The sequence below is a fragment of the Parasutterella secunda genome (assembly GCF_016901835.1).
GTDB lineage: Bacteria > Pseudomonadota > Gammaproteobacteria > Burkholderiales > Burkholderiaceae_F > Aphodousia > Aphodousia faecavium.
This window is the reverse complement of record NZ_JACJKX010000003.1, coordinates 107,256-130,038: the sequence shown is the minus strand read 5'-3', so window position 1 is coordinate 130,038 and position 22,783 is coordinate 107,256. Positions and strand designations below refer to the sequence as shown.

At 49.5% G+C, this 22,783-nt stretch carries 23 protein-coding genes; 7 read left to right on the top strand and 16 right to left on the bottom strand.

Features of this window, described 5'->3' with window-relative positions; translation table 11 throughout:
• Positions 1-28 precede the first annotated feature (28 nt).
• Positions 29-685, top strand: a complete 657-nt coding sequence (locus H5985_RS02915; protein WP_205049823.1) for a response regulator transcription factor — start codon at positions 29-31, stop codon at positions 683-685.
• Here H5985_RS02915 and H5985_RS02910 read toward each other — a convergent pair.
• The 3 genes from H5985_RS02910 to tadA are packed head-to-tail and all read right to left on the bottom strand — an operon-like array spanning position 661 to position 4,354.
• Entirely contained in the window at positions 661-2,571 is a 1,911-nt protein-coding gene (locus H5985_RS02910; protein ID WP_205049822.1) for an ATP-binding response regulator, read from the bottom strand. The two genes, H5985_RS02915 and H5985_RS02910, sit on opposite strands and share 25 nt — an antisense overlap.
• A gap of 6 nt (positions 2,572-2,577) precedes the next feature.
• Positions 2,578-3,501, bottom strand: coding sequence for an LD-carboxypeptidase (locus H5985_RS09590; RefSeq protein ID WP_205049821.1), 924 nt, complete (start codon positions 3,499-3,501; stop codon positions 2,578-2,580).
• Positions 3,494-4,354 carry a tRNA adenosine(34) deaminase TadA gene (gene tadA, locus H5985_RS09585; RefSeq protein WP_338124946.1) on the bottom strand — a complete coding sequence of 287 codons (861 nt, stop codon included), beginning with the start codon at positions 4,352-4,354 and terminating at the stop codon, positions 3,494-3,496. The genes H5985_RS09590 and tadA overlap by 8 nt, the downstream gene beginning before the upstream one ends.
• A gap of 91 nt (positions 4,355-4,445) precedes the next feature.
• On the opposite strand from tadA, the gene H5985_RS02895 reads away from it, so the two are divergent.
• Positions 4,446-4,859 carry a hypothetical protein gene (locus H5985_RS02895; RefSeq protein WP_205049820.1) on the top strand — a complete coding sequence of 138 codons (414 nt, stop codon included), beginning with the start codon at positions 4,446-4,448 and terminating at the stop codon, positions 4,857-4,859.
• A 117-nt stretch (positions 4,860-4,976) separates the two neighbouring features.
• Entirely contained in the window at positions 4,977-6,428 is a 1,452-nt protein-coding gene (locus H5985_RS02890) for a lyase family protein (protein WP_205049819.1), read from the top strand.
• Positions 6,429-6,519: 91 nt separating this feature from the next.
• Here the strand turns inward: H5985_RS02890 and H5985_RS02885 are convergent, their stop codons facing one another.
• A complete protein-coding gene (locus H5985_RS02885) occupies positions 6,520-7,824 on the bottom strand; it encodes an amidohydrolase (protein ID WP_205049818.1) in 1,305 nt (434 codons plus the stop codon).
• Between the two features lie 164 nt (positions 7,825-7,988).
• Here H5985_RS02885 and H5985_RS02880 point away from each other — a divergent pair, with 164 nt between their 5' ends.
• On the top strand, positions 7,989-9,065 hold the full coding sequence (locus tag H5985_RS02880) for a linear amide C-N hydrolase (protein WP_205049817.1): 1,077 nt from the start codon (positions 7,989-7,991) through the stop codon (positions 9,063-9,065).
• 35 nt (positions 9,066-9,100) lie between these two features.
• Here the strand turns inward: H5985_RS02880 and H5985_RS02875 are convergent, their stop codons facing one another.
• Together H5985_RS02875 and H5985_RS02870 are read right to left on the bottom strand one after the other, a co-directional pair.
• Positions 9,101-9,814: a TIGR00266 family protein gene (locus H5985_RS02875; protein WP_205049816.1), complete on the bottom strand. Its 714-nt coding sequence runs from the start codon at positions 9,812-9,814 to the stop codon at positions 9,101-9,103.
• Between the two features lie 36 nt (positions 9,815-9,850).
• Positions 9,851-10,240: a YgiW/YdeI family stress tolerance OB fold protein gene (locus H5985_RS02870; protein WP_205049815.1), complete on the bottom strand. Its 390-nt coding sequence runs from the start codon at positions 10,238-10,240 to the stop codon at positions 9,851-9,853.
• A gap of 171 nt (positions 10,241-10,411) precedes the next feature.
• On the opposite strand from H5985_RS02870, the gene H5985_RS02865 reads away from it, so the two are divergent.
• Both H5985_RS02865 and H5985_RS02860 read left to right on the top strand, forming a co-directional pair.
• A complete protein-coding gene (locus tag H5985_RS02865; protein ID WP_205049814.1) occupies positions 10,412-11,098 on the top strand; it encodes a response regulator in 687 nt (228 codons plus the stop codon).
• The gene (locus tag H5985_RS02860; RefSeq protein WP_205049813.1) at positions 11,095-12,489 is read left to right on the top strand and encodes an ATP-binding protein; all 1,395 of its coding nucleotides are present in this window, start codon (positions 11,095-11,097) and stop codon (positions 12,487-12,489) included. The genes H5985_RS02865 and H5985_RS02860 overlap by 4 nt, the downstream gene beginning before the upstream one ends.
• A gap of 577 nt (positions 12,490-13,066) precedes the next feature.
• On the opposite strand, the gene guaA is transcribed toward H5985_RS02860, so the two are convergent.
• The 3 genes from guaA to H5985_RS02845 all read right to left on the bottom strand — a co-directional run bounded on the left by guaA (position 13,067) and on the right by H5985_RS02845 (position 16,639).
• A complete protein-coding gene (guaA, locus tag H5985_RS02855) occupies positions 13,067-14,632 on the bottom strand; it encodes a glutamine-hydrolyzing GMP synthase (protein ID WP_205049812.1) in 1,566 nt (521 codons plus the stop codon).
• A gap of 103 nt (positions 14,633-14,735) precedes the next feature.
• The gene (guaB, locus tag H5985_RS02850; protein WP_205049811.1) at positions 14,736-16,202 is read right to left on the bottom strand and encodes an IMP dehydrogenase; all 1,467 of its coding nucleotides are present in this window, start codon (positions 16,200-16,202) and stop codon (positions 14,736-14,738) included.
• Between the two features lie 125 nt (positions 16,203-16,327).
• On the bottom strand, positions 16,328-16,639 hold the full coding sequence (locus H5985_RS02845; protein WP_205049810.1) for an RnfH family protein: 312 nt from the start codon (positions 16,637-16,639) through the stop codon (positions 16,328-16,330).
• A 146-nt stretch (positions 16,640-16,785) separates the two neighbouring features.
• Here H5985_RS02845 and smpB point away from each other — a divergent pair, with 146 nt between their 5' ends.
• Positions 16,786-17,235 carry an SsrA-binding protein SmpB gene (gene smpB / locus H5985_RS02840; RefSeq protein WP_205049809.1) on the top strand — a complete coding sequence of 150 codons (450 nt, stop codon included), beginning with the start codon at positions 16,786-16,788 and terminating at the stop codon, positions 17,233-17,235.
• Positions 17,236-17,272: 37 nt separating this feature from the next.
• On the opposite strand, the gene H5985_RS02835 is transcribed toward smpB, so the two are convergent.
• The 7 genes from H5985_RS02835 to H5985_RS02805 form a co-directional block, all read right to left on the bottom strand.
• Entirely contained in the window at positions 17,273-17,818 is a 546-nt protein-coding gene (locus H5985_RS02835; RefSeq protein WP_205049808.1) for a hypothetical protein, read from the bottom strand.
• Positions 17,819-17,824: 6 nt separating this feature from the next.
• Positions 17,825-18,328, bottom strand: coding sequence for a hypothetical protein (locus tag H5985_RS02830; RefSeq protein WP_205049807.1), 504 nt, complete (start codon positions 18,326-18,328; stop codon positions 17,825-17,827).
• Between the two features lie 13 nt (positions 18,329-18,341).
• A complete protein-coding gene (locus tag H5985_RS02825) occupies positions 18,342-18,848 on the bottom strand; it encodes a hypothetical protein (protein WP_205049806.1) in 507 nt (168 codons plus the stop codon).
• Complete coding sequence (locus H5985_RS02820; RefSeq protein ID WP_205049805.1) at positions 18,838-19,314, bottom strand: hypothetical protein; 477 nt, start codon at positions 19,312-19,314, stop codon at positions 18,838-18,840. The genes H5985_RS02825 and H5985_RS02820 overlap by 11 nt, the downstream gene beginning before the upstream one ends.
• A gap of 71 nt (positions 19,315-19,385) precedes the next feature.
• Positions 19,386-20,345, bottom strand: coding sequence for an SPFH domain-containing protein (locus H5985_RS02815; protein ID WP_420892571.1), 960 nt, complete (start codon positions 20,343-20,345; stop codon positions 19,386-19,388).
• A gap of 29 nt (positions 20,346-20,374) precedes the next feature.
• Positions 20,375-20,806, bottom strand: coding sequence for an NfeD family protein (locus tag H5985_RS02810; protein WP_205049803.1), 432 nt, complete (start codon positions 20,804-20,806; stop codon positions 20,375-20,377).
• Positions 20,807-20,832: 26 nt separating this feature from the next.
• Positions 20,833-22,617 (bottom strand): cation:proton antiporter domain-containing protein, encoded by a 1,785-nt coding sequence (locus H5985_RS02805; protein WP_205049802.1) that lies wholly within the window; start codon positions 22,615-22,617, stop codon positions 20,833-20,835.
• Between the last annotated feature and the right edge of the window lie 166 nt (positions 22,618-22,783).

The following is a 22,783-nucleotide window of genomic DNA, read 5'->3' as shown; positions in this document are numbered from 1 at the left end:
ATTAGAAGGCTGAATTTGAGGAAAGAAGATGCAGTTTTTAATCGTAGATGATCACTCTATCGTCACCATGGCGCTTGAAATGCTCTTAAAGGACTACGACGGTCAGAGTAACACCGTCTACAGTGCCAACACAAAAGAAGAGGCCGTTGCGCTTGCCGATCAATACGGCGAGACGGCTGATCTGATGATTTTAGATCTTTCCATGCCGGGTGTACAAGGCACCTCGCTCATGGAGGAGATCGTCGCTGCGCATCCGACACTTAAAATTTTGGTGATGAGCGGACTGCAGGATCAACACAGCATCATTCGGGTTTTGCAGATGGGAGCCGCAGGTTTTATTCCGAAGTCACTTGAGGCGGGGCTGCTCACTTCTGCCATCAGCTTTGTGCTTAAGGGCGGCGTCTATATTCCGGTGAAACTTCTCAATCAGGCTCAAAAGAGCGGCCTTCTCACCTCTCGGGAACCGACCGGTGAAATCTCCACCGTGCACCTGACTCAGCGACAAAAAGAAGTGTTGGGGCTGCTTGCCAAGGGCGCCCCAATCAAGAGAATCTGCAAAGAATTGGATCTTTCCGAAGGAACGGTTAAGACTCATGTTACCGCTATTTACCGGGCCTTCGGAGCGAGCAACCGAACCGAAGCGTTACTGGAAGCTCGCCGTCACGGTTTTGATGTCGGCATCTGATCTTTCGGGCCTTCGATTAATTCACAGAGCACTTGATTGAGCGCTTCACCCGTCACTGGTTTTTGCATCAGACGAGGCATGGCAAAAAGAGCCGCCTCGCGTTCACCCAATACGCGAAGCGTACGGACGTAGTGCTTTTCAATCTCTTCAGACGGTACGGCAGTGAGTAACAGGGCCGGCAGCCGCTGTCCTTTGATGAGTGACAACCTCAAAATGCACTCCAGGCCCGTTGCCTGATTCTCTCCCAGATTAAAGTCTGAAATGACTGCATCGATGTGGACAACCTCACGGACTTTTTGCGCAAAGGCTTCACTGTAGAGATCCGTATCAATGACCCTGATCGACCAACTCTCGAGCAACGCTTTGAGGCTTTCACGCACAGGGGTGTTATCTTCAATAAGCGCCACCGTGGCTTCGAGCTTTTGAATGGCTTGGTGTTTGGTTCGGTTTTGGGTAAAAATCTTGGCTTGCTCAGCCTCATGCACCGGCAACTCGATTCTGAAAATAGAGCCTTGTCCGAGTTTGGAACTCAAGGTGAGTTTCATGTGCAGTTGATCGCAAATAGCCTTAACAATCGACAAACCCAGGCCGTAACCTTCCGCACTCGTTCGAGTCGACTCACTGCGATAAAAGTAATCGAAAATTCGTTTTTGTTCTGCTTCATCAATGCCTGCGCCACTGTCGACAACACAAATACTCACCCGCCGATTGGCGATCAATCGGGCCGCAAGCATAATCTCCCCGCGTTGCGTATAGGCTATAGCATTGGTCAGAAGATTGCGAATCGCGCGGGTCAAAAGCTGACCGTCCGTGTAGACATTGACATCAAGGTTTTTCAGCCTGAATGACAACCCTTTTTCCTGAGCCAAGGGTTCAAATTCCAGGGCGAGTTCTTCTAAGAGCGCATTCAAGCGAATGGGGTCGGGCTTGGCCACGAGGTGACCGGTTTCAAGTTTGGAGACTTCAAGAATTTGGGCAACCAAGGTCTGCAGGCCCTTTGTTGTTTTTGAAAGTTGCTCAACAATCTGGCGCACCTGCGGATCTTCGCTTCTTTGCAACAGTTGAATGTAAATACCGATTGCCTGAAGGGGTTGTCGGATATCGTGGTTGGCGGCCGTGAAAAAGCGGCTTCTCAAGCGACTTTGTTCCTGAGTCTCACGGCGAAGTTTTTCGGCGAGATTTTTCTCGAGCGTCAGACGCTTGACCAACATTTCATTTTCCTGATCGTTTCTCACCGACATCTGAACGATCTCATTGAAGCGTCGGCCCGAATAGAACATGAAAACGACCACCGTCACCAACAAAGCGGCAATCATCAATCGGGACCAACCGAGTAAAAGTGCAAGGCGCAGCACCAAGGGCGTCACGGCGCAAAGCGTGAAAATAACGAGGCTGGGAAGCCAGCAGGCATAAACGGGCCACGAAGCAAAAGTGACTGTCAGAATAACGGAAAACAAAATCACCTGCGAGGCCGAATCATTGCCCACGTTATACGCAAAGGTCATGCCGGCCAAGGCCCAAATCATCCCGCCGACTACAGCGAGCACCATCCAGGCACGCATCCAAAAATGGATTCTGGCGTGACGGTAGCGGTCGGCCCAAAAACGACGGTTAAAATCAACAGCCCCGTAAAAATGAACGGCCACCAACAAAAGCCAAAAGACCAGCAAAATGGGATTGACAACCGACCACAAAAACATAGCGGTGACGCAAGCCCCGGCCACCTCAGCGGCTAATGCTACGGGCTGCAGTTTCAGAGAACTTAAAAGCTGTCGGACCAGCACTCTTGAATGGCGACGCCGCCACTGAGCAATGGACATATTCTCGCTATAGTAGGCCCCGTTGGTGATAAAACGGAACCATTGCGCTTTTATCCACCCGAACATAGCCGATTATCTGAAGCGAGGACTGACCCGAGGATGATCTTTAGTCGAGAGCACGACATAGCCTTTTTCCGTACGCATTCTCACGCGGGCACCGACCGGAAGCGTGATCTTCATGTGGGAGTGTCCGAAAGGAAGGCCGTGCAGAATCGGCATCCCCGGCAATCGTTGACGCAGGTAACTTAAGACATCAGCAAAAAGGAAATCATTTTCTCTCGGATGGGCCGGATCGGCATCGCGGAAATCTCCGAAAAGAATCGCTTTTTGTTTGGCTAAAACGCCTGCCATTTCCAATTGTGCCATGTGGCGCTCAATGCGATAGGCGCGGTCATTACAGTCTTCGAGGAAAAGAATACCGCCTTCGATATCCGGGAAATAAGGCGTTCCTAAAAGAGCAGTGACAATGGAGAGATTGCCACCCCAGAGTGTGCCCTCGAAATCAAGATCTGGGGCTTCTTTACAGGGAAATGAAGCCACCCACTCTTCATTAAAGAGCGCGGAGTGAAAACTTTTTTCTGTCAGAAAATTCGGCGTATCGACAAAATCGGTGCCGTTCGGTCCCTGATAACTGATCTCGCCGGTTTTAGCCAGATAGGCAATATTGAAAGCGGTGAAATCGGAATACCCGCACATCACGGGATGACGGGCAGCAATCGCTTCGTAATCGATTTTATCGAGGATTCTCGAGAGGCCGTAGCCGCCTCGGATCGGCAAAACCAAATCGATATTCCGATCGCAAGCCAATGTCATCAAGCCTTCGAGGCGCTCCTCATCGGTTCCGGCAAATTGTTTGATGTTTTTAAAAACCGTATCGTGCAGTACCACGTCGGCCCCGCGATCGGTGAAGTACAGTTTGGCAAGCGCCGGTGTCGATACATCTAAAACGGCACGCGAGGGAGCACAAAATCCGACACGAATAGGATAATCAGGCACGACGCTTCTCCTCGAAAAAGTCTGTCAACAGTTGTGCAGCTTCTTTGCCGCATACGCCCGAATCGACCTGAACTCGATGATTGAGTCGAGCGGCAGCCTGCAAGTCAAACGAACCGCCATAAGCACCGGTTTTCTCATCTCTAGCCCCGAAAACCACGCGCGACAGTCGCGCGTGCGCAATTAAACCGGCGCACATCGCACAAGGCTCAAGCGTCACGTAGAGCGTGCAGCCCGTGAGACGATAATTTTCCAAAGCCTGTGAGGCTTGCCGAATGGCAATCACTTCAGCGTGCGCACTCGGATCATTATCTTCTATTGAGCGGTTGCGTCCGACACCGATAATCTGACCGTCTTTGACGATGACGCAACCCACGGGCACTTCGCCTGCCTGAGCAGCCTCTCGGGCAAATTCCAGCGCTTCACGCATAAATTGCTGATCATAGGGACTGGTCTGACGTTTTTTCGAATTGATCTCGCGGTTTCTCTTCTGAAGCGCCTTTTGCATGACTGTGCGAAGGGTTTCCCGACGCTCTTCTTCTAAAAGAACCGCATCTTCGAGTTCAGCCCGGGTGTATCGGTCGCGACTGTTTTTCCGATACCCGACTGTCGCTTCAAAAATCAACCCTTTTTTAAGTGACTGAAGCAAAATGGAGACAGGCGTTTCACGGAGCCAGTCCCCTGCCCCGTCTAAAAATTCCTGAGCTTTGGTGAGGGCCGTCGAAGCCGAAATCAGATCATCAGGTAAATAGGTCAGAAATGCTTCAAGCACAACATGAAGATCCTCCGGATTATGACGCTCCAGAGAAGCCAATGTGCTTCCTTTTCTAACGGTGAGTTCTACAAAACGCTTCACAGCCGCTCTCCATATTGACCTGAGTATTTTAGCGACTTTGTGGCCCAATACCCATCGTGCCCACTACAATACCTGAAAAAAAGGAAAAATCATGCGAAAACTCATCGTTCTCATTTTGACCGGTCTCACTTTTTGCGGTGAGGTCATGGCAGGACAATATGGCGACGAACTCGGCCGATGCTTAATCCGTCATGCGTCTGACTCGGATACAAAAGTTCTGACTCAATGGGCCTTTGTCACCTTGGGACAAACGCGTGCTGCCAGAGAAATCGCTTCGATTGACAAAAAAGTCATTGAGGCGACAAATAACAAGGCCCAGGTCGTCATTGTGAGACTTTTAGGAAAAGATTGCGCCAAAGAGGCACTCAAAGCCACGCTCTACGAAGGCAAAAACGGCATCGGCAACGGCATTAAAAGCGCCGTCACCGAACGTATGCAGCAGGAGCTTCAGACTCAGACGGTTGATGCCATCATTACCCGCCTCACCACGATCAAGACGCCCTGAACTTAAAGAGTAGGTGCGTTTGAAAAGAAGTCTGATTGCACTGTTTTTGTTCTAAACTACGAGAGGATAACGGCACGTATTGTGCCATCGGATATTGATCTTCAATGGAGACTACTCATGGTTCGCGATGAATTTTATTGGCTCAGCCAAATCAATAAAGCCACGATTATTGCCAACAGTGCCGGCGGCTTATTGAAACCGGAACTTGCCCGAACGGCGGCCTTGGCTCTGAAAACGGTCATTGAAAGCGGGTCTGAAGCGGCCAACCGCGTCAAACGCGTCATTGATTTCGAACCCAAACTCATCGCAGCGGCGGGCAGCTCCGAAGTCACCGAAATTCATATCGGGCGTTCCAGCCAAGACATGCATTCAACTTTCCGCGTGGCCATTATGCGTGATGAGGTGATCGGCGTAGCCCGATCACTCGAAGCGGTCATTGACCGACTCTTAGAGATGGCCCGTGCCCATCAAGACACCGTGATGCCCTCCTACACCAACGGAGTGGCCGCACAACCCACCACTTTTGCTCATTATCTTTTGGGTTATGTCGAAGGTTTCAAGCGGGATCGTGTGCGTCTGTCGCAATTTTTCAGCCGCCTCAATTACTGCCCGATGGGCGCCTGTGTTTTAAACGGAACGGGCTGGCCCTTAAACCGCAAACTCATGGCTAAGCTTTTGGGCTTTCATGCTCCGATTCGCAATGCTTTTGACGCCACACAAATCAGTATGGTGGATTTGCCCGTGGAATTTGCGCAAATCCAAGCCTCGATTGCCCTGCATATCGGTGAGATGATTGCCGACATCATGGTGCAGTATGCGCAGCCTCGTCCGTGGATTTTGCTCTCTGAGGGTAACGGCAACACCTATGTATCGTCAGCGATGCCGCAAAAACGCAACCCGGGCTTGTTAATCAGTTGCCGGGGCAATGCAAGTGACGTCGTGAGCGAAGCAGCGCTTGTGGTCACCCGCGCACACAATGTACCGAGCGGAATGATTGACGGTAAATCTGTCAAAGTCAACGCTGCCTTAGCCCAGGAAAGCATCAAGACCATGGAGCGCTTCGTGAAGATTCTGAACGCTCTTGTGGTCAACAAGGATCGTGCCCTTGAAGAGCTCTCACTTGACTGGACAGCCAGTCAGGAAATCGCCGATCGTTTAATGAGTGAATACGGTCTGCCCTTCCGTGTGGGTCATCACGTGGCAAGCGGCATGGTCAGTTTCGCCCGCGCCAACGGCATTTTGCCCTTAACTTTCCCCTACACTGAAATGAAACGCATCTATGCCGAAACCGTTCAAAAGGAGATGCCGGGATTCAGTACCGAGTGTCCGATGAGTGAGGAAGAATTTAAGGCAAGCCTCGATCCACGCCAAATTATTGCTCGTCGTAAGACAGAGGGCAGTGCCAATCCTGAAGAAGTCGCGAAAATGATTGCCGAACTCACCTCCGAAATGGCCATTCTGAAGGAAGACACCATGATGAAGGCGGCGAAGATTGATCAGGCGATGGCTGATTTGGACAGTCAGTTTGAACCGTTCACTGCGGATAAGATCGAAGAAAAAGACGAATAACGGTGACAAAAAAAGGAGAGAGTTGAAAAACACTGTCTCCTTTTTGAAGCGACAGAAGGGCGGAAAAATCCGCCCATTTCTTTAACGCCGATTATTTGGCGAGCGTACGGTAGACGCAACGGCTCATCAATTCGAGAGCGTTGGCCAACGACTGTTCGTCAAAGTCAAAGTGGCTGTTGTGGTGACCGGCGCGCAAGGAAGAACCCACCTGAACGTAGGTGCCCTTACCGCCATGAGCTTGAACCGTGCTCATGAAGTGAGAGTAGTCTTCGGAAGCACCGAAGTTTTGTTCTTCGATCACATCGGTAAAGCAACCCATGTCGCGGGCTTCTTCGGCCACGACCTTGGCCACTTCCAAGTCGGATTCACCGCTCTTGGTGCCGCCCTTGATGTCGATCGAATAGCCGCAACCCCACATTTCAGCAGCAGCCTTGGCAATACGGCGGACTTCGCCGAACATGTATTCATCCAAAGCGGACGTAATACCGCGGGTTTCCAAGACCAAAACAGCCTTAGGCGGAATCACGTTGCGGCCTTCACCGCCGTTTAACTTACCGACCGTGATACGGGTATCACCCTTGCCGGAACGCGGGATGGCGTGCATATTAAGCAGGGCCGTCGCGGCAGAAAGCAATGCGTTCTTACCTTCTTCAGGGGCGTTACCGGCATGAGCAGGAACACCGGTGAAGGTAATGTCGGCCTTCGTGGTGGCCAGGAAGTTCTTCGTACCGCAAATCACCTTACCCATATTGTTGGCTTGGAAGCCGATATGCATACCGAAGATTTCATCCACACCTTCCACAGCACCGGCCTTTTCCATCGGCATAGCACCGCGAACACCTTCTTCGGCCGGTTGGAAAATAAAGCGGATCTTGCCCTTGAATTGGTCGCGCATGGAAGCAACCACTTCAGCCAAGGCCAAACCGATAGCCATATGACCGTCATGGCCGCAGGCGTGCATAGCACCCTTGTTAACGGAGGCAAAGCCCTCAACGTTCGGGCGGTGATCAGCGTCCGTGCATTCGCTCACGTCGTTGCAGTCCATGTCAAAACGTACGGCAAGGAAGGGACCCTCGCCACCGAAATCCATATCAGCCCAGAAACCGGTCATGCCGCCTTCCATCTTGGCAACCAATTCCGGATCTGCGCCTTGGGAGATGGCGCGTTCCATATGAGCACGCAATGCGTCGGCAGAGGGCACACCCATCATCGCTTCACGACAAACAGCGTTTTCGCCCATCGTGATGGTGTAGCCCAATTGCTGCATCTTCTTGATGGCCATCGAAGCCGTACGGAATTCCGTCCAACCGGACTCCGGATGCTTGTGCAGATCACGACGAACCTTAGCCAGATTCGGGATCAGTTCTTCAATTTTCTTCTTAAGATCTTGATTCATAATAAAAAACTCCTCTTTTGTCGCAGAAATTGCAACTAACCTAATTATTTTAGCTAATTCAATATTTATCTTTTGAGCAAGCAAGTGTAAAAAATCCCTGAATTTTCGCACCAGATCATGGAAAGGCTCTATGATGATCGACATTACATTAAAAAGAGTTCATTGTGAAAACTTTTCATCTTGCGTCACTGGCAGCTGCGCTTTTAGCTGCTTCATTAAACAGTTCGGCCTGTACGGGCATTTCTCTTGAATCAACCGGTTCAGACAAAATTGTTGCCCGCACGATTGAGTGGGGCGCCTCGGTCTTAAATTCCAATATTGTGGTTGTGCCCAGAGGCCATCAATCCGAGACTCAAACCGCTTACGGTCCCGGTATGCAGTACAACAATACTTTAGGTTATGTCGGTCTTTCAATCGAAGACAAAAGTTTTGTGGTCGAAGGACTGAACGAAAAAGGCCTCTCGGCGGGTCTTTTCTTTTTCCCGGGTTACGGTACCTATCCCACCTACGACCGTACGCTCAAACAACAAACGCTTTCCGATATGGATTTCGTAGCTTGGGTTCTTGGGAATGCCGAGAGTGTGAAGTCCGCTAAAGAAATGCTCTCCGGTATTCGCCTCACCGAACGCTTCAAAGGTGCGGGCACTGTTCATTATCGGATTGCTGATAAGAGCGGCGAGCAAATCGTCGTAGAAATTATCGAAGGCAAGATGCACATTTTCGACAATCCCATCGGCGTGCTCACCAATTCTCCGGGTTTTCAATGGCAGATGACAAACTTAAATAACTATCTCAATTTAAAACCCGGTCATACCGATTCCGTGAATTGGTCAAAGGTCACTTTACGCTCTCCCGGAATGGGGAGCGGCATGGTGGGGTTGCCTGGCGACATCACTCCACCTTCTCGCTTTGTTCGAGCGGCCTTTATGACCGCAACGGCTCCGCAATTAAAAACGGCCGATGAAGCGGTTCTCTATAGCTTCAAAATCCTCAATGCCTTTGAAATTCCGATCGGGTTGGAACTCAAAAATCAGGAAAATCCGACAGGACTTTTATCGGCCACTCAGTGGACGAGTGTCACAGATATGAGTAATGCGCGTCTTTACTTCAAAACGATGAACGATGCCCGTATCCGCTTGATTGACTTAAAAGATATTGATTTCGGCAAAGTCAGTTATCAAAGCAGGCCGCTTGAAACCCAACAAACTGAACCGATTGAAAAGATTAAGCTAACACATTAAAGCAATTGAGGCCGACATGTCGGCCTCTGCTTCAGTTATTCGTTTTTGACTGCTTTGGCTGTCGGACTGTTGGCAAAAATCCAATCCAGAAAGCCGCCCTTATTGCGGGAGCAAACAATCACCTTGCCCTGTCCTCTGAATTTCAGCACAATGCCTTCGCCCGTAATCTGACTGTTAACCAGTTTTCCAAAAAGGCCGCTATGAGAGGTATTAAGGCTTAACTCATAATCAAGATTGCGATCCCAGGCAACCAAATGACCGTTGTCCACCACAAGTGATTGACCTTCACGAACTTCAAGTTCGCGCACCGACCCGAAGCCCGATACGGCCACCTGTCCCTGACCGCTTGTGCTCATAACGAAAAAACCGCCCGAGTCTCCTAAAAGCGCTTTGCCTAAGCCCTGAGACTTCACTTCCAGATCGACGCCTTCACTGGCCGCTAAAAAGGCGCCGTCAGAGACCATGTATTGCCGATCGCCGACTTCCAGTATGCGGATATCGCCCGGAATATTCGGAGCCAGAAGGACACTGCCTGCGCCTTTTTCAGCTTCAACATACTGTTGGAAAAACGTTTCATCATTGAGAAACTTTCGGGCAAGCGACTTCATGATCCCGCCCCGACTCTTACCCTTAAGGCTGAGGTCACCGTCCATTGCCACCATGGCATTGGATTCTGCAAGGACTTTCTCTCCCTTTTCCAACGAAACTGACAAAAGCGGATCAACGCTGCCGGTTATTTCAAAACGCATGACTTCTGGTCTCCGTTATCTCAAAGCTGAACTGACTTAGCGCACAGGTTTGGCCTGCAACACTTCCAATTCTACTTTCTTCTTACTGCGATCGACTTCTGCCAAAATATCAACGAGAGCGTCTTTCGCCACATGAGACCAGTCGCGATCATCGTCGAGTTCAGCAATGATCTTGTTGCCCTTTTCATCGGTGAATTCATACTTGTCATGGCCCATTTGACGGGTCAGGCGCCCACGAACAACGACGAGCTGATCATCACGGCCGTGCTTTTTCACTTCATCGATGGACTTCAACGTGGTCAATTCAAAACCTTGGGGACGAGCCTCGGATTTAACCGGTTTATCAAAACCGGTGGGACCTTGAGCCAACGCTGCAAAGGGAATCGTTAAAGCACAGAGGGCGGCTGTTATCAATGTCTTTTTCATAGTCGTCTCCTTGAATTTATTTATCAGATGCTCTCAGTTTAATCACACAAACTTAGTGAAAACCTAGCGAAAACTTAGTCTTTCCTAAGTCTCGGAAACGAATTGCAAAAAACTTTCACCGTTGAATGGCTTTCTCCTACAATACCTTCATATATCTGAGGAAATGATGTTATGCGAATTCTTTTGGTTGAAGACGATCCGATGATCTCGCAGGCAGTCAAGGGAGCACTGACCGACGAAATGTACACAGTTGAGCAAGTGGCCAACGGTCGCGATGCGCTTATGATGCTCTCGGTTAATGATTACGGCTTTGTGTTACTGGACCTGGGCTTGCCGGGTGTGGACGGCATGACTATTTTGCGTACGTTGAGAACTCAAGCCAAAGGTGATAAAAAAGATGTTCCAGTAATTATTTTGACCGCCCGGGACGGTTTGGATGACAGGCTTGAAGGGTTGGATGCCGGCGCAGACGACTATCTCGTCAAACCATTTCATATCAGCGAATTACTCGCGCGAATCCGTGCCGTTTTAAGACGCAGAAACAAAACATCCGATCTCTCGCTCACAAACGGCATTGTCACGCTTGATGTGGCTGAAAAAACGGCAAAATTAGCTTCAAGCGACAAAACCATTGCCTTGTCTCGGCGTGAATACGCGCTGCTCGCTGCGCTTTTGGCTCGACCCGGCAGCATTTTATCCAGACGCAAAATTGAAGAAAGAATCTACGAGCCGGGAGAAGAGCCCGAGAGCAACGCTGTTGAATACCTGATTCATTCCCTTCGCAAAAAACTGGGCAACGATGTGATTAAAAACGTCAGAGGCCTGGGTTGGATGGTAGAAAAAGGACCTGTTTCATGAGCTGTACACCGGTCAAAAATTACGGCTTTGTTAAAAGGTTGATTCTTTGGGCGGGATCCGCCGCCTTGATCGTGACCATTATTTCGGCAATCAGTCTTTTTATCGTCTCCTACCACGAAGCCTATGACAAACAAGATGACCTTTTGCAGGAAGTGAGCGGCGTTTTAGCCCGCACTGATGTCTCTAATCGTCACCCCGGCGCCCTTTGGATGGACGACGATGATTTTGAAGACTGGTTCATATTGGATCGCCGATCGCCTGACTCCATCGCAAAGGCCGGTTCAACCATCATGGTCCGAACACTTCATGAGGGCGGTCAAACCATTCGGGCGGTTTTTGATAAGGACCTGCACGAAGGTACTCAAACCTTAACAATTTCCGGCAAAGAATATCGCCTCAACTTAATGACGCTCTCAGACGGCAAGCATATTGCGGTGGCACAAAAAACGAAAGAAATCGAAAAAATTGCCCGACAAACCGCCATCGCTGCTATTTTGCCTTTGTTGGGGCTCTCTTTTGTCATTGTGGTGATATTGGCCGTTGTATTGTGGTATTCCATGCAACCGATCAGACAACTCACCGACTCGATCAATAAACGGGAACCTGACGATATCCGACCGATTGATCCGTCTAATTTACCCAAGGAACTTCTTCCCTTGGTGCAGGCTTTTAACGGTGTACTCAAAAGAATTTCCGAACTGCGCGAAAGCGAATCACGCTTTGTTGCCGATGCTGCTCATGAGTTGCGCTCCCCTCTTGCTGCATTGTCCCTGCAGGCCGAGCGACTTGAAAAATCAGCTTTGAATGCCGAGAGCCAAAAGCAGATGAATGACTTGCGACAAAGTATTAACAGGGCAACACGCCTGGTTTCGCAACTGCTTTCACTCAAACGGGCACAGCAGCCGTCTAAGCTACAGCCCGAAAAATCGGCACAAATTTCTCGGGTACTGGCAAACGTGATCGAGCAGATTTGGTCCGAAGCAGAGAAAAAACAAATCGCAATTGAAGCTCTCGGTTTTGATGAATTAGACCCCGATGCGAATATCACGGTCGATATCTGTGAGGATGACCTGTTCACCATTCTGCGCAATCTTTTGGAAAACGCCGTGAAGTATTGCCCGGAAGGATCGAAGATAGAGATTCGCTTGCAGTCGCTCTCTCCTTTTAAACTCAGCGTAAGCGATAACGGTCCCGGGATAGCCAAAGAAGAACGTGAACGGGTGTTTGATCCGTTTTACCGAGTTTTAGGAACTGGGGTAACCGGAACCGGATTGGGAATGGCCATTGTGAAAACACTTGCAGAGAAAAACAAATTGAGGGTCTTGCTTAATGAGACAGATCCCCATGCCGAAGAGGGACATAAAGGGCTTACGGTCATGCTTCAAAAATAGATCAATAAAAAAGCTAATCACACCGTAGTTATCGATCTTTGCTCTCACAATGTCTAGCCATTGCGTTGGTTTGATAAAATGCGATCCACGTCCAACGGAGTTAGGTGCATTTCCTCCGTTAAGTATTGAGAGGTTTTGCTGTGATTTCCTCTCAATCTCGGGGGACAAAATCATAGCAAAACGGCTTAGATGACCACCATCTAAGCCGCTTAAAGGAAGATTGAAAATGCGCCTACATTCAATCTCTTCCGTCAGTATAGCAAAACGCTTGAGACGTTGGGTGATCAAAATCATCATAGCGTTAATCTTGCCACTCGCATGCTGAACGCGTAAGTAAAGAGCCTCGGTAGTCCCGACTATCGGGGCTCGCGTGTTTATGATCCAAGAAAGCAATGAAATTCGATTTTATACCTCGACCTCGCTTTTTGATACCTTTTTAAATACCTTGAATTTTTATTTCTAGAGGTTGCGAACCATTGCAAGTCATTTCTGTTGCATTTATGAAAAAAAGGATTGAAAATCAAGTAGTTGATTTCAATCCTTTTCTGCTTTTTTCAAGCTATTTCATGTGCTTGAATTATTCCCACTCAATCGTGGCAGGCGGTTTACCGCTGATGTCGTAGCAGACACGATTGATGCCGCGAACTTCATTGATGATACGGTTGGAAACTGTACCCAACAATTCATACGGCAAGTGAGACCAACGGGCGGTCATAAAGTCGCTCGTTTCAACCGAGCGCAAACTCACGACCCATTCATAGGTGCGGCCGTCGCCCATCACGCCCACGCTCTTAACGGGCAGGAACACGACAAACGCTTGGCTTACCTTGTCATAGAGACCGGCCTTACGCAATTCTTCGATGAAGATCGCATCGGCTTCACGCAAAAGATCGGCGTATTCTTTTTTCACTTCGCCCAAAATGCGAACACCCAAACCCGGTCCCGGGAACGGATGGCGATAGACCATTTCAGCAGGCAGTCCCAAAGCGACGCCCAATTCACGCACTTCGTCCTTGAAAAGACCGCGCAAGGGTTCCAAAAGCTTCAGGTGGAGCGTATCGGGCAAACCGCCCACATTGTGGTGGCTCTTGATGGTCTTGGCTTTCTTGGTTTTGGCGCCGGCCGATTCAATCACGTCCGGATAAATCGTACCTTGAGCCAACCATTTGGCGTTGGGCAACTTGGCGGCTTCTTCCTGGAACACTTCGACAAAGAGGCGACCGATGATCTTGCGCTTTTGCTCAGGATCGGTCACACCGGCCAATTCACCCATGAAGCGATCCACGGCATCAACCACAATGAGTTTTAAGCCCATGTTCTTTTCAAAGGTTTCACGCACCTGTTCACGTTCGTTTTTACGTAACAGACCGTTGTCAACGAAAACGCAGGTGAGTTGTTTGCCGATGGCGCGGTGAATCAAAGCAGCCGTCACAGAGGAGTCCACGCCGCCTGAGAGGCCCAAAATGACTTCTTCATCGCCGACCTGAGCACGAATCTGCTCAACAGCTTCCTTCACATAGTCACCCATGATCCAGGAGGGTTCGGCCTTACAGATATCGAGCACGAAACGGTTTAAAAGTGCGCGTCCCTGAAGCGTGTGCGTGACTTCCGGGTGGAATTGCACGGCATAGTAGTGACGCTTTTCATCACACATACCGGCAATCGGACAAGACGGTGTCGAGCACATGACTTCAAACCCTTCGGGCAACACCGTCACCTTGTCGCCGTGACTCATCCACACTTTCATGATGGATTCGCCGGCTTCATTTTTCATATCTTCGATACCCTTTAAGAGTGTCGAATTATTGTGGTTTTTCACCTCGGCATAACCGAATTCACGCTTGCCGATGTTTTCGACCTTGCCACCCAATTGCTGAGCCATGGTCTGCATGCCGTAGCAGATACCAAGAATCGGCACACCGGCATTGAAAACCGCGTCGCTGATTCGATCGGTACTTTCTTCGTATGCGCTCATATGAGAGCCGGACAAAATAATGCCCTTCGGATTGAATTCACGAATAAAGCTCTCGGAGACATCGTTGGGATGAACTTCGCAGTAGACGTGGGCCTCACGGACACGACGAGCGATGAGCTGCGTGACTTGAGAGCCGAAGTCCAAAATAAGAATACGATCGTGAGTCATTGTCGTTAATTAAAAAGTAATAACAAAATTATTTAGGCGCGAGTAAGTTTACAGAATGAACCCGACTCGCGCCTAATTTCTTTTCAAAAGATGCTACCGACTGTTAATGATCCTGACGATAGTTCGGAGCTTCCTTGGTAATTCTCACGTCGTGGACGTGCGATTCACGCCAACCGGCAGCCGTAATTTCAACGAATTCGGCACGTTGACGCATTTCTTCGATCGTGCGGCAACCGCAGTAACCCATAGAGGAGCGCAAGCCGCCGATCATTTGGTAGACGATCTGAGACAACGGTCCCTTATAAGGTACCATGCCTTCAATACCTTCCGGAACAAACTTGCTGATGTTGCCGGAATTGTTGTCTTGGAAGTAGCGGTCGGCAGAGCCCTTGGTCATTGCGCCCAAGCTGCCCATACCGCGGTAGCTCTTGAAGGAGCGGCCTTGGTAGAGAACCACTTCACCCGGAGCTTCATCCGTACCGGCAAACATGCCGCCCATCATGACAGCATAAGCACCGGCAGCCAACGCCTTGGCAATGTCGCCTGAGAAGCGGATACCGCCGTCAGCGATCAACGGCACACCCGTACCTTCCAGAGCTTGGGCCACATCGGAAACAGCCGTAATTTGCGGAACACCGACACCGGCCACGATACGAGTCGTACAAATAGAGCCCGGTCCGATACCGACCTTAACGCCGTCAGCACCGGCATCGACCAATGCACGGGCAGCTTCAGCCGTAGCAATATTACCGCCGATCACTTGCAATTGCGGGTAGTTCTTCTTCACCCAAGCCACGCGATCGAGCACGCCTTGAGAGTGACCGTGAGCCGTGTCAACAACAATCACGTCCACACCGGCTTCGAGCATCAATTCAATACGTTCTTCGGTACCGGCACCGACACCGACGGCAGCACCGGCCAAGAGACGGCCGTGAGAGTCTTTTGCGGCATTGGGGTGTTCACCGGCTTTGATGATGTCCTTAACCGTCATCAAGCCGCTCAAGTTAAAGTCCTTATCCACGACAAGAACACGTTCGACACGGTGTTGGTGCATCAAACGCTTGGCGTCATCAAGACTTGCTCCTTCACGAACCGTCACCAAACGGTCAGCGGGCGTCATGATTTGAGAAACCGGAATATCCATGCGGGTTTCAAAACGCAAGTCACGGGAGGTGACCATACCGAGGACGCGCTTACCATCCACAACCGGAAGACCGGAGATATGACGTTCACGGCTCAAACGAATCACTTCACCCACGGTCATGCCCGGGGTCACCGTGATGGGATCGGCCACCATACCGGCTTCATGACGCTTCACACGAGCCACTTCAGCAGCCTGCTGCTTCGGGCTCATATTCTTGTGAATAAAACCGATACCGCCTTCTTGAGCCAATGCAATGGCCAAACCCGATTCCGTAACGGTATCCATAGCGGCGGAAACCATCGGAATATTCAACGTTAATTCACGGGTAATTTTGGTGGACAGAACAGTGTCGCGGGGAAGAACAGTAGAGTGTGCCGGAACGAGCAACACATCATCAAAAGTAAGAGCCTTTTGTCTAATGCGCATGTTAACCTCAGTCGAAAAATGTGGAAAAAATTCGGCATCGCCATAGAGAATGGCGTAAAAAGATTAACGGTGTATTTTAACTTATCCGTCCTCCTTTTCGCAATAGCAATTGAACTTTTCCCGGTTTAAATTAATCGATGTTTACCGCCGTTTCGCCCATGAATGAGGCTGTTGGCGGGCTTTTGATTTTTTTCTTCACGCAATCGTCTGGCAGTCATCGGATCGACTGTCAAGGGCGGCAAAATTTCGATTCGATCGCCGGCGCGGGCAGGTTGATCGGGATCGGCAAGTACATTCCAAACCGCGAGTTTATGGTTATTGCCAACCGACCACCCTGCTTGGCAAACGGCCTCTTCAAGCGTCGTACCTTCCGAAACGCTGATTGTTTTTATATTCAGCTCTTCACGGTTGAGTCTTACCACCGTTACCTCAATCATCTGCTCTGCCTCGAAAACAAAAGAATACGATCCTATTGTAACGATTTGAGATTGGGAAAAAAGGTTTTACTTGACTCCTACGAACAAAATCACAGGCTCTTGCTAGAATTCTTCCTGTTTTCAATAATCAAAAGAATTTTTAAATCGTGGCCAATATTGTTAATCGTAAAGCTCTTTTTGACTACTACATTGAAGAAAAGCATGAAGCAGGCCTCGTGCTCGAAGGTTGGGAAGTCAAATCCATCCGTGAAGGACGCGCACAAATTAAGGAAGCTCACGTAATCGTGCGCTCTGGCGAGCTGTATCTTTTAAACGCTCATGTCACTCCGCTTAAAACCGCCAGTACTCACACCAAGCCTGATCCTACTCGGGTACGCAAACTCTTAATGCACGCCCGAGAAATCAACAAATTGATCGGTAAGGTTGAGCGGGCAGGCTACGCGTTAATTCCGTTGGATATGCACTTTTCCCGTGGTCGGGTGAAGTTAACCGTTGCGCTTGCTAAGGGTAAGCGTGAATACGAAAAACGCGCCGATGAAAGTAAAAAACAATGGAATCGCGACCGCGAACGCCTGATGAAAAAGGCAACCCGCTAAGTCCCGTAACGAAAGCCGCCTCGTGGGCGGCTCTTTTTTAGGCAGCAGGTTTATCCTGCTTGGTTTCTTCTTCAGAAGGATCACGCCACTTGAGCTCATAGCCCACAAGCATCTCGGTCCAGCGCTTGAGCAACGCTAACATTTCCGGTGCGGGCACTTCTCCGATGGGCTCAATCCCCTTTTTCGTCACCTGGGCAAGCGTATCGTAAACTTCGGCCATGAAGACAGCCATCGCAGAAAAAATAAGCGTGGCATTATCTTCGGGCAATTTTCCTCCGGCAGCCTGAGCCAATTCATTGCCAAGCTTTAAGCGCAGATTACCGGCAACCCCTTTCGGGTACCACTCAGCATCCACGTCAAATTGAGCGTTTTGACCGCTGAAGGTCGCACCCAACCAATTCATCGTCTTGCGATCCATCTCATCCATCTGCTCTTCGGTGATTTCACCGGCGGCATTTTTCCGTGAACGCATCGCCATTTCCATCATGAATTGACCCAAAATCGCTCCTGTAATATTGGGATGGCGAAGGGGTTGTTTTTGGCAATCACTACCGCACGAAGAACAGTTTCCGCTGCAACTCATTGATCATTACTCCTTAGTTTTAAAGTCGCTCGCCACGGGCGCCCCCGTAAGCCTCAAGCTCCAAAAATCGATAAACGCCTCAACCTGCGGATTGCCGCTCAAACCGACATGCGCGCAGTCTGCGTCTTTTAACAAAACAAATATTTCCGATACGAAATAAGCAAAAACCGAGAACATGAGGGATTCATTTTGCTCAAGGTCAACAGCAGGATTAAAAAGAGAAATCTCTTCGCCCATACTTTGACGCAACATGTCCGGCAAAAGTTTTTCGTTAAATTCGCTTTCACAGGAAAAGTGAGCGTTGGCTCCCGAAAACGTATCCTGCAGCCAAAGCACCAAATTGAGATTGGCCTGCTCCAATTCTTCCAGACTCATCTTGCCTTCGGAAACCTCAAGCGCACGATCCCACGTATTTTGAACAGCCCGAGCAATTACACTTCGCGCAACCGGATAAGCCGCAATATTGGGATTTAACTGACGTTTCGTAGCGTAACGCAAAGGGCAAGACACGTTAAAAATTCTCCTAAATTTGTACCGGGTCGCTTTCTTTACGCCCGAGCATGCGCTCAGCCCACATCAGGCACAGGCGCTTGCCTTCTTTTTGAAAGCCTTCCGGGTTTTCCAGTTTGGCGAATTTTTTCATAAGTGCGTACACATCGCAAACAAATTCAAAAGAAGCCGCCTGCAAAATGTCACGAGTGTCTTTGAGCTCATCGGGTTTAATGCCCACGCTCTCAAAACGCTCCTTCATGTAAAGCTTCAAGTATCCCGCCAGAGGATCTCCCGTCCAATACGGTTTGGCAATGAACTGTTCGTTTTTACCGGCAAGCACAGCAGATAAAAATGCGGCGGATTGCTTGTCCATGGCAACGGCCTCTTCACGTTTGAGTTCTGAGCGGGCAACCATCTGCGAGCGGCGCACCACATCATAGAGCACCACCTCAAAAAGCTGCGTCAAGACCGAAACGTCGCCTAAGTTAAAGCGCTCGCTCACTTGCTTTTCTTCTGTTTTCGGGGTTTCATTCGGCATATTTATGTTTACCTAAAAAACGATTGACCCAATCGCCCACCAGTGCCGTACGTCTTAAATCGAATACATCGGGCGATTCTTTTTTCTCTTCACTGTCTCTGATCAAGTCAACAAATTGACGCACCATCAGCATGCCCGCTAAAAAAACATAGTCCTGCGCGTGAGTTTGGACAACGACAGGCAACACTTCGGTGATCAGACCGTCATGCGTCAGGGAAGTTTTTAGTCTCAGTGCAAGCTTATCGCCGAAGTCGTTCTCATCGAGCACAACCATCGGTGTCTTTTCAGTGAACATGGAAGCCATGAACTGAGCATGAGAGGTAATAGAGTTGGAAAGTTCTTCAGCTTCCTCTGCCCGATCAAAAAGATCGAGTACAAAGTCTAAATACCCGTCAAAAAAACTGCTCAGTTCGATGGGATCGCTCAGATGGAGAACATCCGGTCGAACATCCAATTGACTACTCATAAGAGACCTTTCTGCTAAAAGAATGCACCAAAATCCGGGGAAGCCCTACCGCTTCCCCGCTGATTGAAAAATTACTTCGTTATCGTTTCGGTTACGGAGGGTTTGGGCACTGCCTGTGTGCTTTTGGGATCAGTATTTCGCATAATACTCATGGCTGAAGCAATCATACTGCCCATATCATTCATATTGGCAGGTAAAAGAAGTGTATTGCTTTCTTTGGCCACTTGAGAGAAAGCCTGTACGTATTGTTCAGCCACCTTTAAATTGACGGCATCCATGCCGCCCGGAGCTTGTGTTGCCTCGGCAATACGGCGCAAAGCTTCAGCGGTAGCCTTAGCAATCGCAAGAGTCGCTGCTGCTTCACCTTCAGCTTTATTAATTGCCGCCTGTTTTTCACCTTCAGATTCGGCAATTGCCGCTTCTCGGGCACCGGTTGCTAAGTTAATCTGTTCCTGCTTACGACCTTCAGAAGCGGCCACCACGGCACGCTTTTCACGCTCGGCTGTAATCTGCTGTTGCATGGCCTGTAAAATCACAGCTGGCGGCGTCAGATCCTTAATTTCATAGCGTAAAACCTTCACGCCCCAATTCAGTGCCGCTTCATCGATGGCACTTACAACAGAACGGTTAATCAAGTCACGCTCTTCAAACGTTTTATCCAATTCCATTTTGCCGATCACGCTTCTTAAGGTCGTTTGAGCCAACTGCGTAATGGCAATCACGTAATTGCTGGTGCCGTAACTGGCGCGGGTCGGATCGGTCACTTGGAAAAAGAGCACACCGTCAACTGACAACTGCGTGTTATCTTTTGTGATACAGACCTGGCTCGGGGTATCGAGCGGGATTTCTTTTAATGAATGCTTATAGGCCACGCGATCAATAAACGGAATCACCACATTGAGGCCGGGCGAGAGCACCGCATGAAATTTTCCCAAGCGCTCCACAATCCAAGCTGACTGCTGGGGCACCACTTTAATTGCCTGAAAAGCAAACACAATGGCCAAAACAGCCAAAACCAAAGTAAAAATCATGAATCCGCTCATTTTTTATTCCCGCTTTCTTAATTAAATTTTTTCAGATAAAGCATACTGCCTTCGACACGTACAATGACGTAAGCACCGCTTTCTTGGGGTTCACCTTCGATAAGTTTCGCCTGCCAATTGGCTCCTCGGTAGAGTACCGTCGTCATACCGGCTTCGTTCCACTCTTTAACCTCTACGACCTGTCCTTCATCGAGGTTTTGCAAAGCATGAGCTTGGGCATCGCTTTTGGTCGGAATGGAACGAATACGACGCACCCAGATTGAACCCACAATAGCGATCACAGCAAAAAGTGAAATCTGCCACTCAAGACTCATCCCGAACCAGGCAGCACCCGAAGCCACCAGTGCAGCCGCAGCCAATACCAACAGATAAAACGTGGTGGCAATGAGCTCAACAATGCCCAACAAGGCCGCCAGAATTAACCATAACGTTGCAGCACTCCATGTCATTATTGATTATCCTTCCTCGTTTCAGTTTACTTCGTCTCGGAGACTCCGGGCAGAGCCTTCACAGCAGTCTTGACCTCTTTTGTCTCTTTATCCTCTTTTGGCTTATCGGATTGCCGTTTGGGCTTTGAGACGGCTCTCAAGCCTCGAGGACCGCACACATAACTCAAAATGGTTTTAGCCGCTTCGTGACGCAATTGCAGCAGATGCTCCAGATGATCGGGCAATTCGCCTTTGGAATTCATAAAGAAATCTTCTTCTCCAGTCTTATCGGCAATCGCGACCACTCGAGCTTCGGGATCCGTTTCACCCACCACGTCAACAATCTTTCTGGCACTCACCGGATCGGTCGTTGATACCACGACCCAACGGGCACGATCAATGCCGGCAAACTCCAACGTCTGACGTTGCATGGCATCACCCAAAATGAAATGATCGCCCAACTCCTCTTTCATTGAGCGCTCAATGTTTTTCTCAATGATGACCACGTCGACCTTTTTAGCCCTCAGCCCTTCGGAGAGTTCGCGCCCGAGTACGCCCGCCCCCACAATAATGACTCGGTCGCGTTTGGCTGCCTTTTCCTCTTCGATATCGTCCTCATCTTCTTCGACTGCAGGATTTTCTTTGAGGAAATAGCGCTTATGAATCGGCTCAACCAAGGCAAACAGTAAGGGATTGAGGGCGATACTGATAATGCCGCCCGCTAAAATCAAGGACATCCCTTCGGCAGGCAAGAGTCCCAAAGACAAGCCTAAGCCCGCCAAGATAAATGAGAATTCACCGACCTGAGCCAAGGCTGCACCGACCGTGAGCGCATCCTTGTAGCTTCGTCCCATGATTTTGACCCAAACGGCCGCCGTGATGCTCTTGCAGACAATAATCACGAAAACGATACCCAGGACGTGCAACGGGTTATCAATAATGATTCTGGGATTAAAGAGCATGCCCACACCGAGAAAGAAGATCACGGAGAAAGCATCCTGAAGCGGCAAGGTTTGTAAGGCTGCGCGGTGTGAGTATTCACTCTCACGCATCATCATGCCGGCAAAAAAGGCACCCAAGGCAAAGGAAACGTTGAAAATCTGAGCGCTTGCGTAAGCCACCCCAATAGCGATGGCAATGACGCAGAGCGTAAACACTTCCTGAGAACCGGTTTTTACCGCTTGGAAAAGCACCCAAGGCAAGACTCTTCGACCGATCACCAGCATCGAAGCAATAAAACCGATGATTAAAACCCCGGTTTCCAAAATGGCGATCGTAATGGATCCGTCGGTAGAAGCATCGCCCTTAAAGAACGTGGCAATAGAAGGCAGCAACACCAATAAAAGTACCGTCACCAGATCTTCGACCACAAGCCAACCGACGGCCAATTGACCTCTTGAGCGCTGCAACCAACCTTTGGCTTCCAAGCCCTTCATCAACACCACGGTCGAAGCGCACGATAGAGACAAGCCGAGAATGAAAGCTTCTCCCCAAGTCCAGCCCCACCAGTGGGCCATTCCCATACCGATAGCCGTGGCAATAGCCATTTGAATAATGGCACCGGGCAAAGCAACGGTTTTGACGCGAAGCAGATCGGTAAGCGAAAAATGCAAACCCACCCCGAACATCAAAAGCATCACACCGACTTCGGACAATTCGCTTGCCAGCGTCACGTCTCCGACAAAACCGGGCGTCGTCGGCGCAATACAAACACCGGCTAAAAGATAACCCACAAGAGCAGGAAGTTTTACCTTGGTCGCCGCAAAGCCTAAAACCAGAGCTAATCCCAGCCCCCAGGCCAGGGTCGCAATCAGTGCAAAATCGTGGTGCACGGGCTTGGTCCTAAAAAATCGATTGAATGAAGAAAAACAACGGCAAAAAGGCGTCAATAGCCGCCAAATGTCCAGATTTTAATTTTACGCATTCAAACGATTGATTTAGCGGTTTGATTGATCTTTTTTTTCAATCTTCTCCGCTAAAAAATCTCGACGAAAAAAG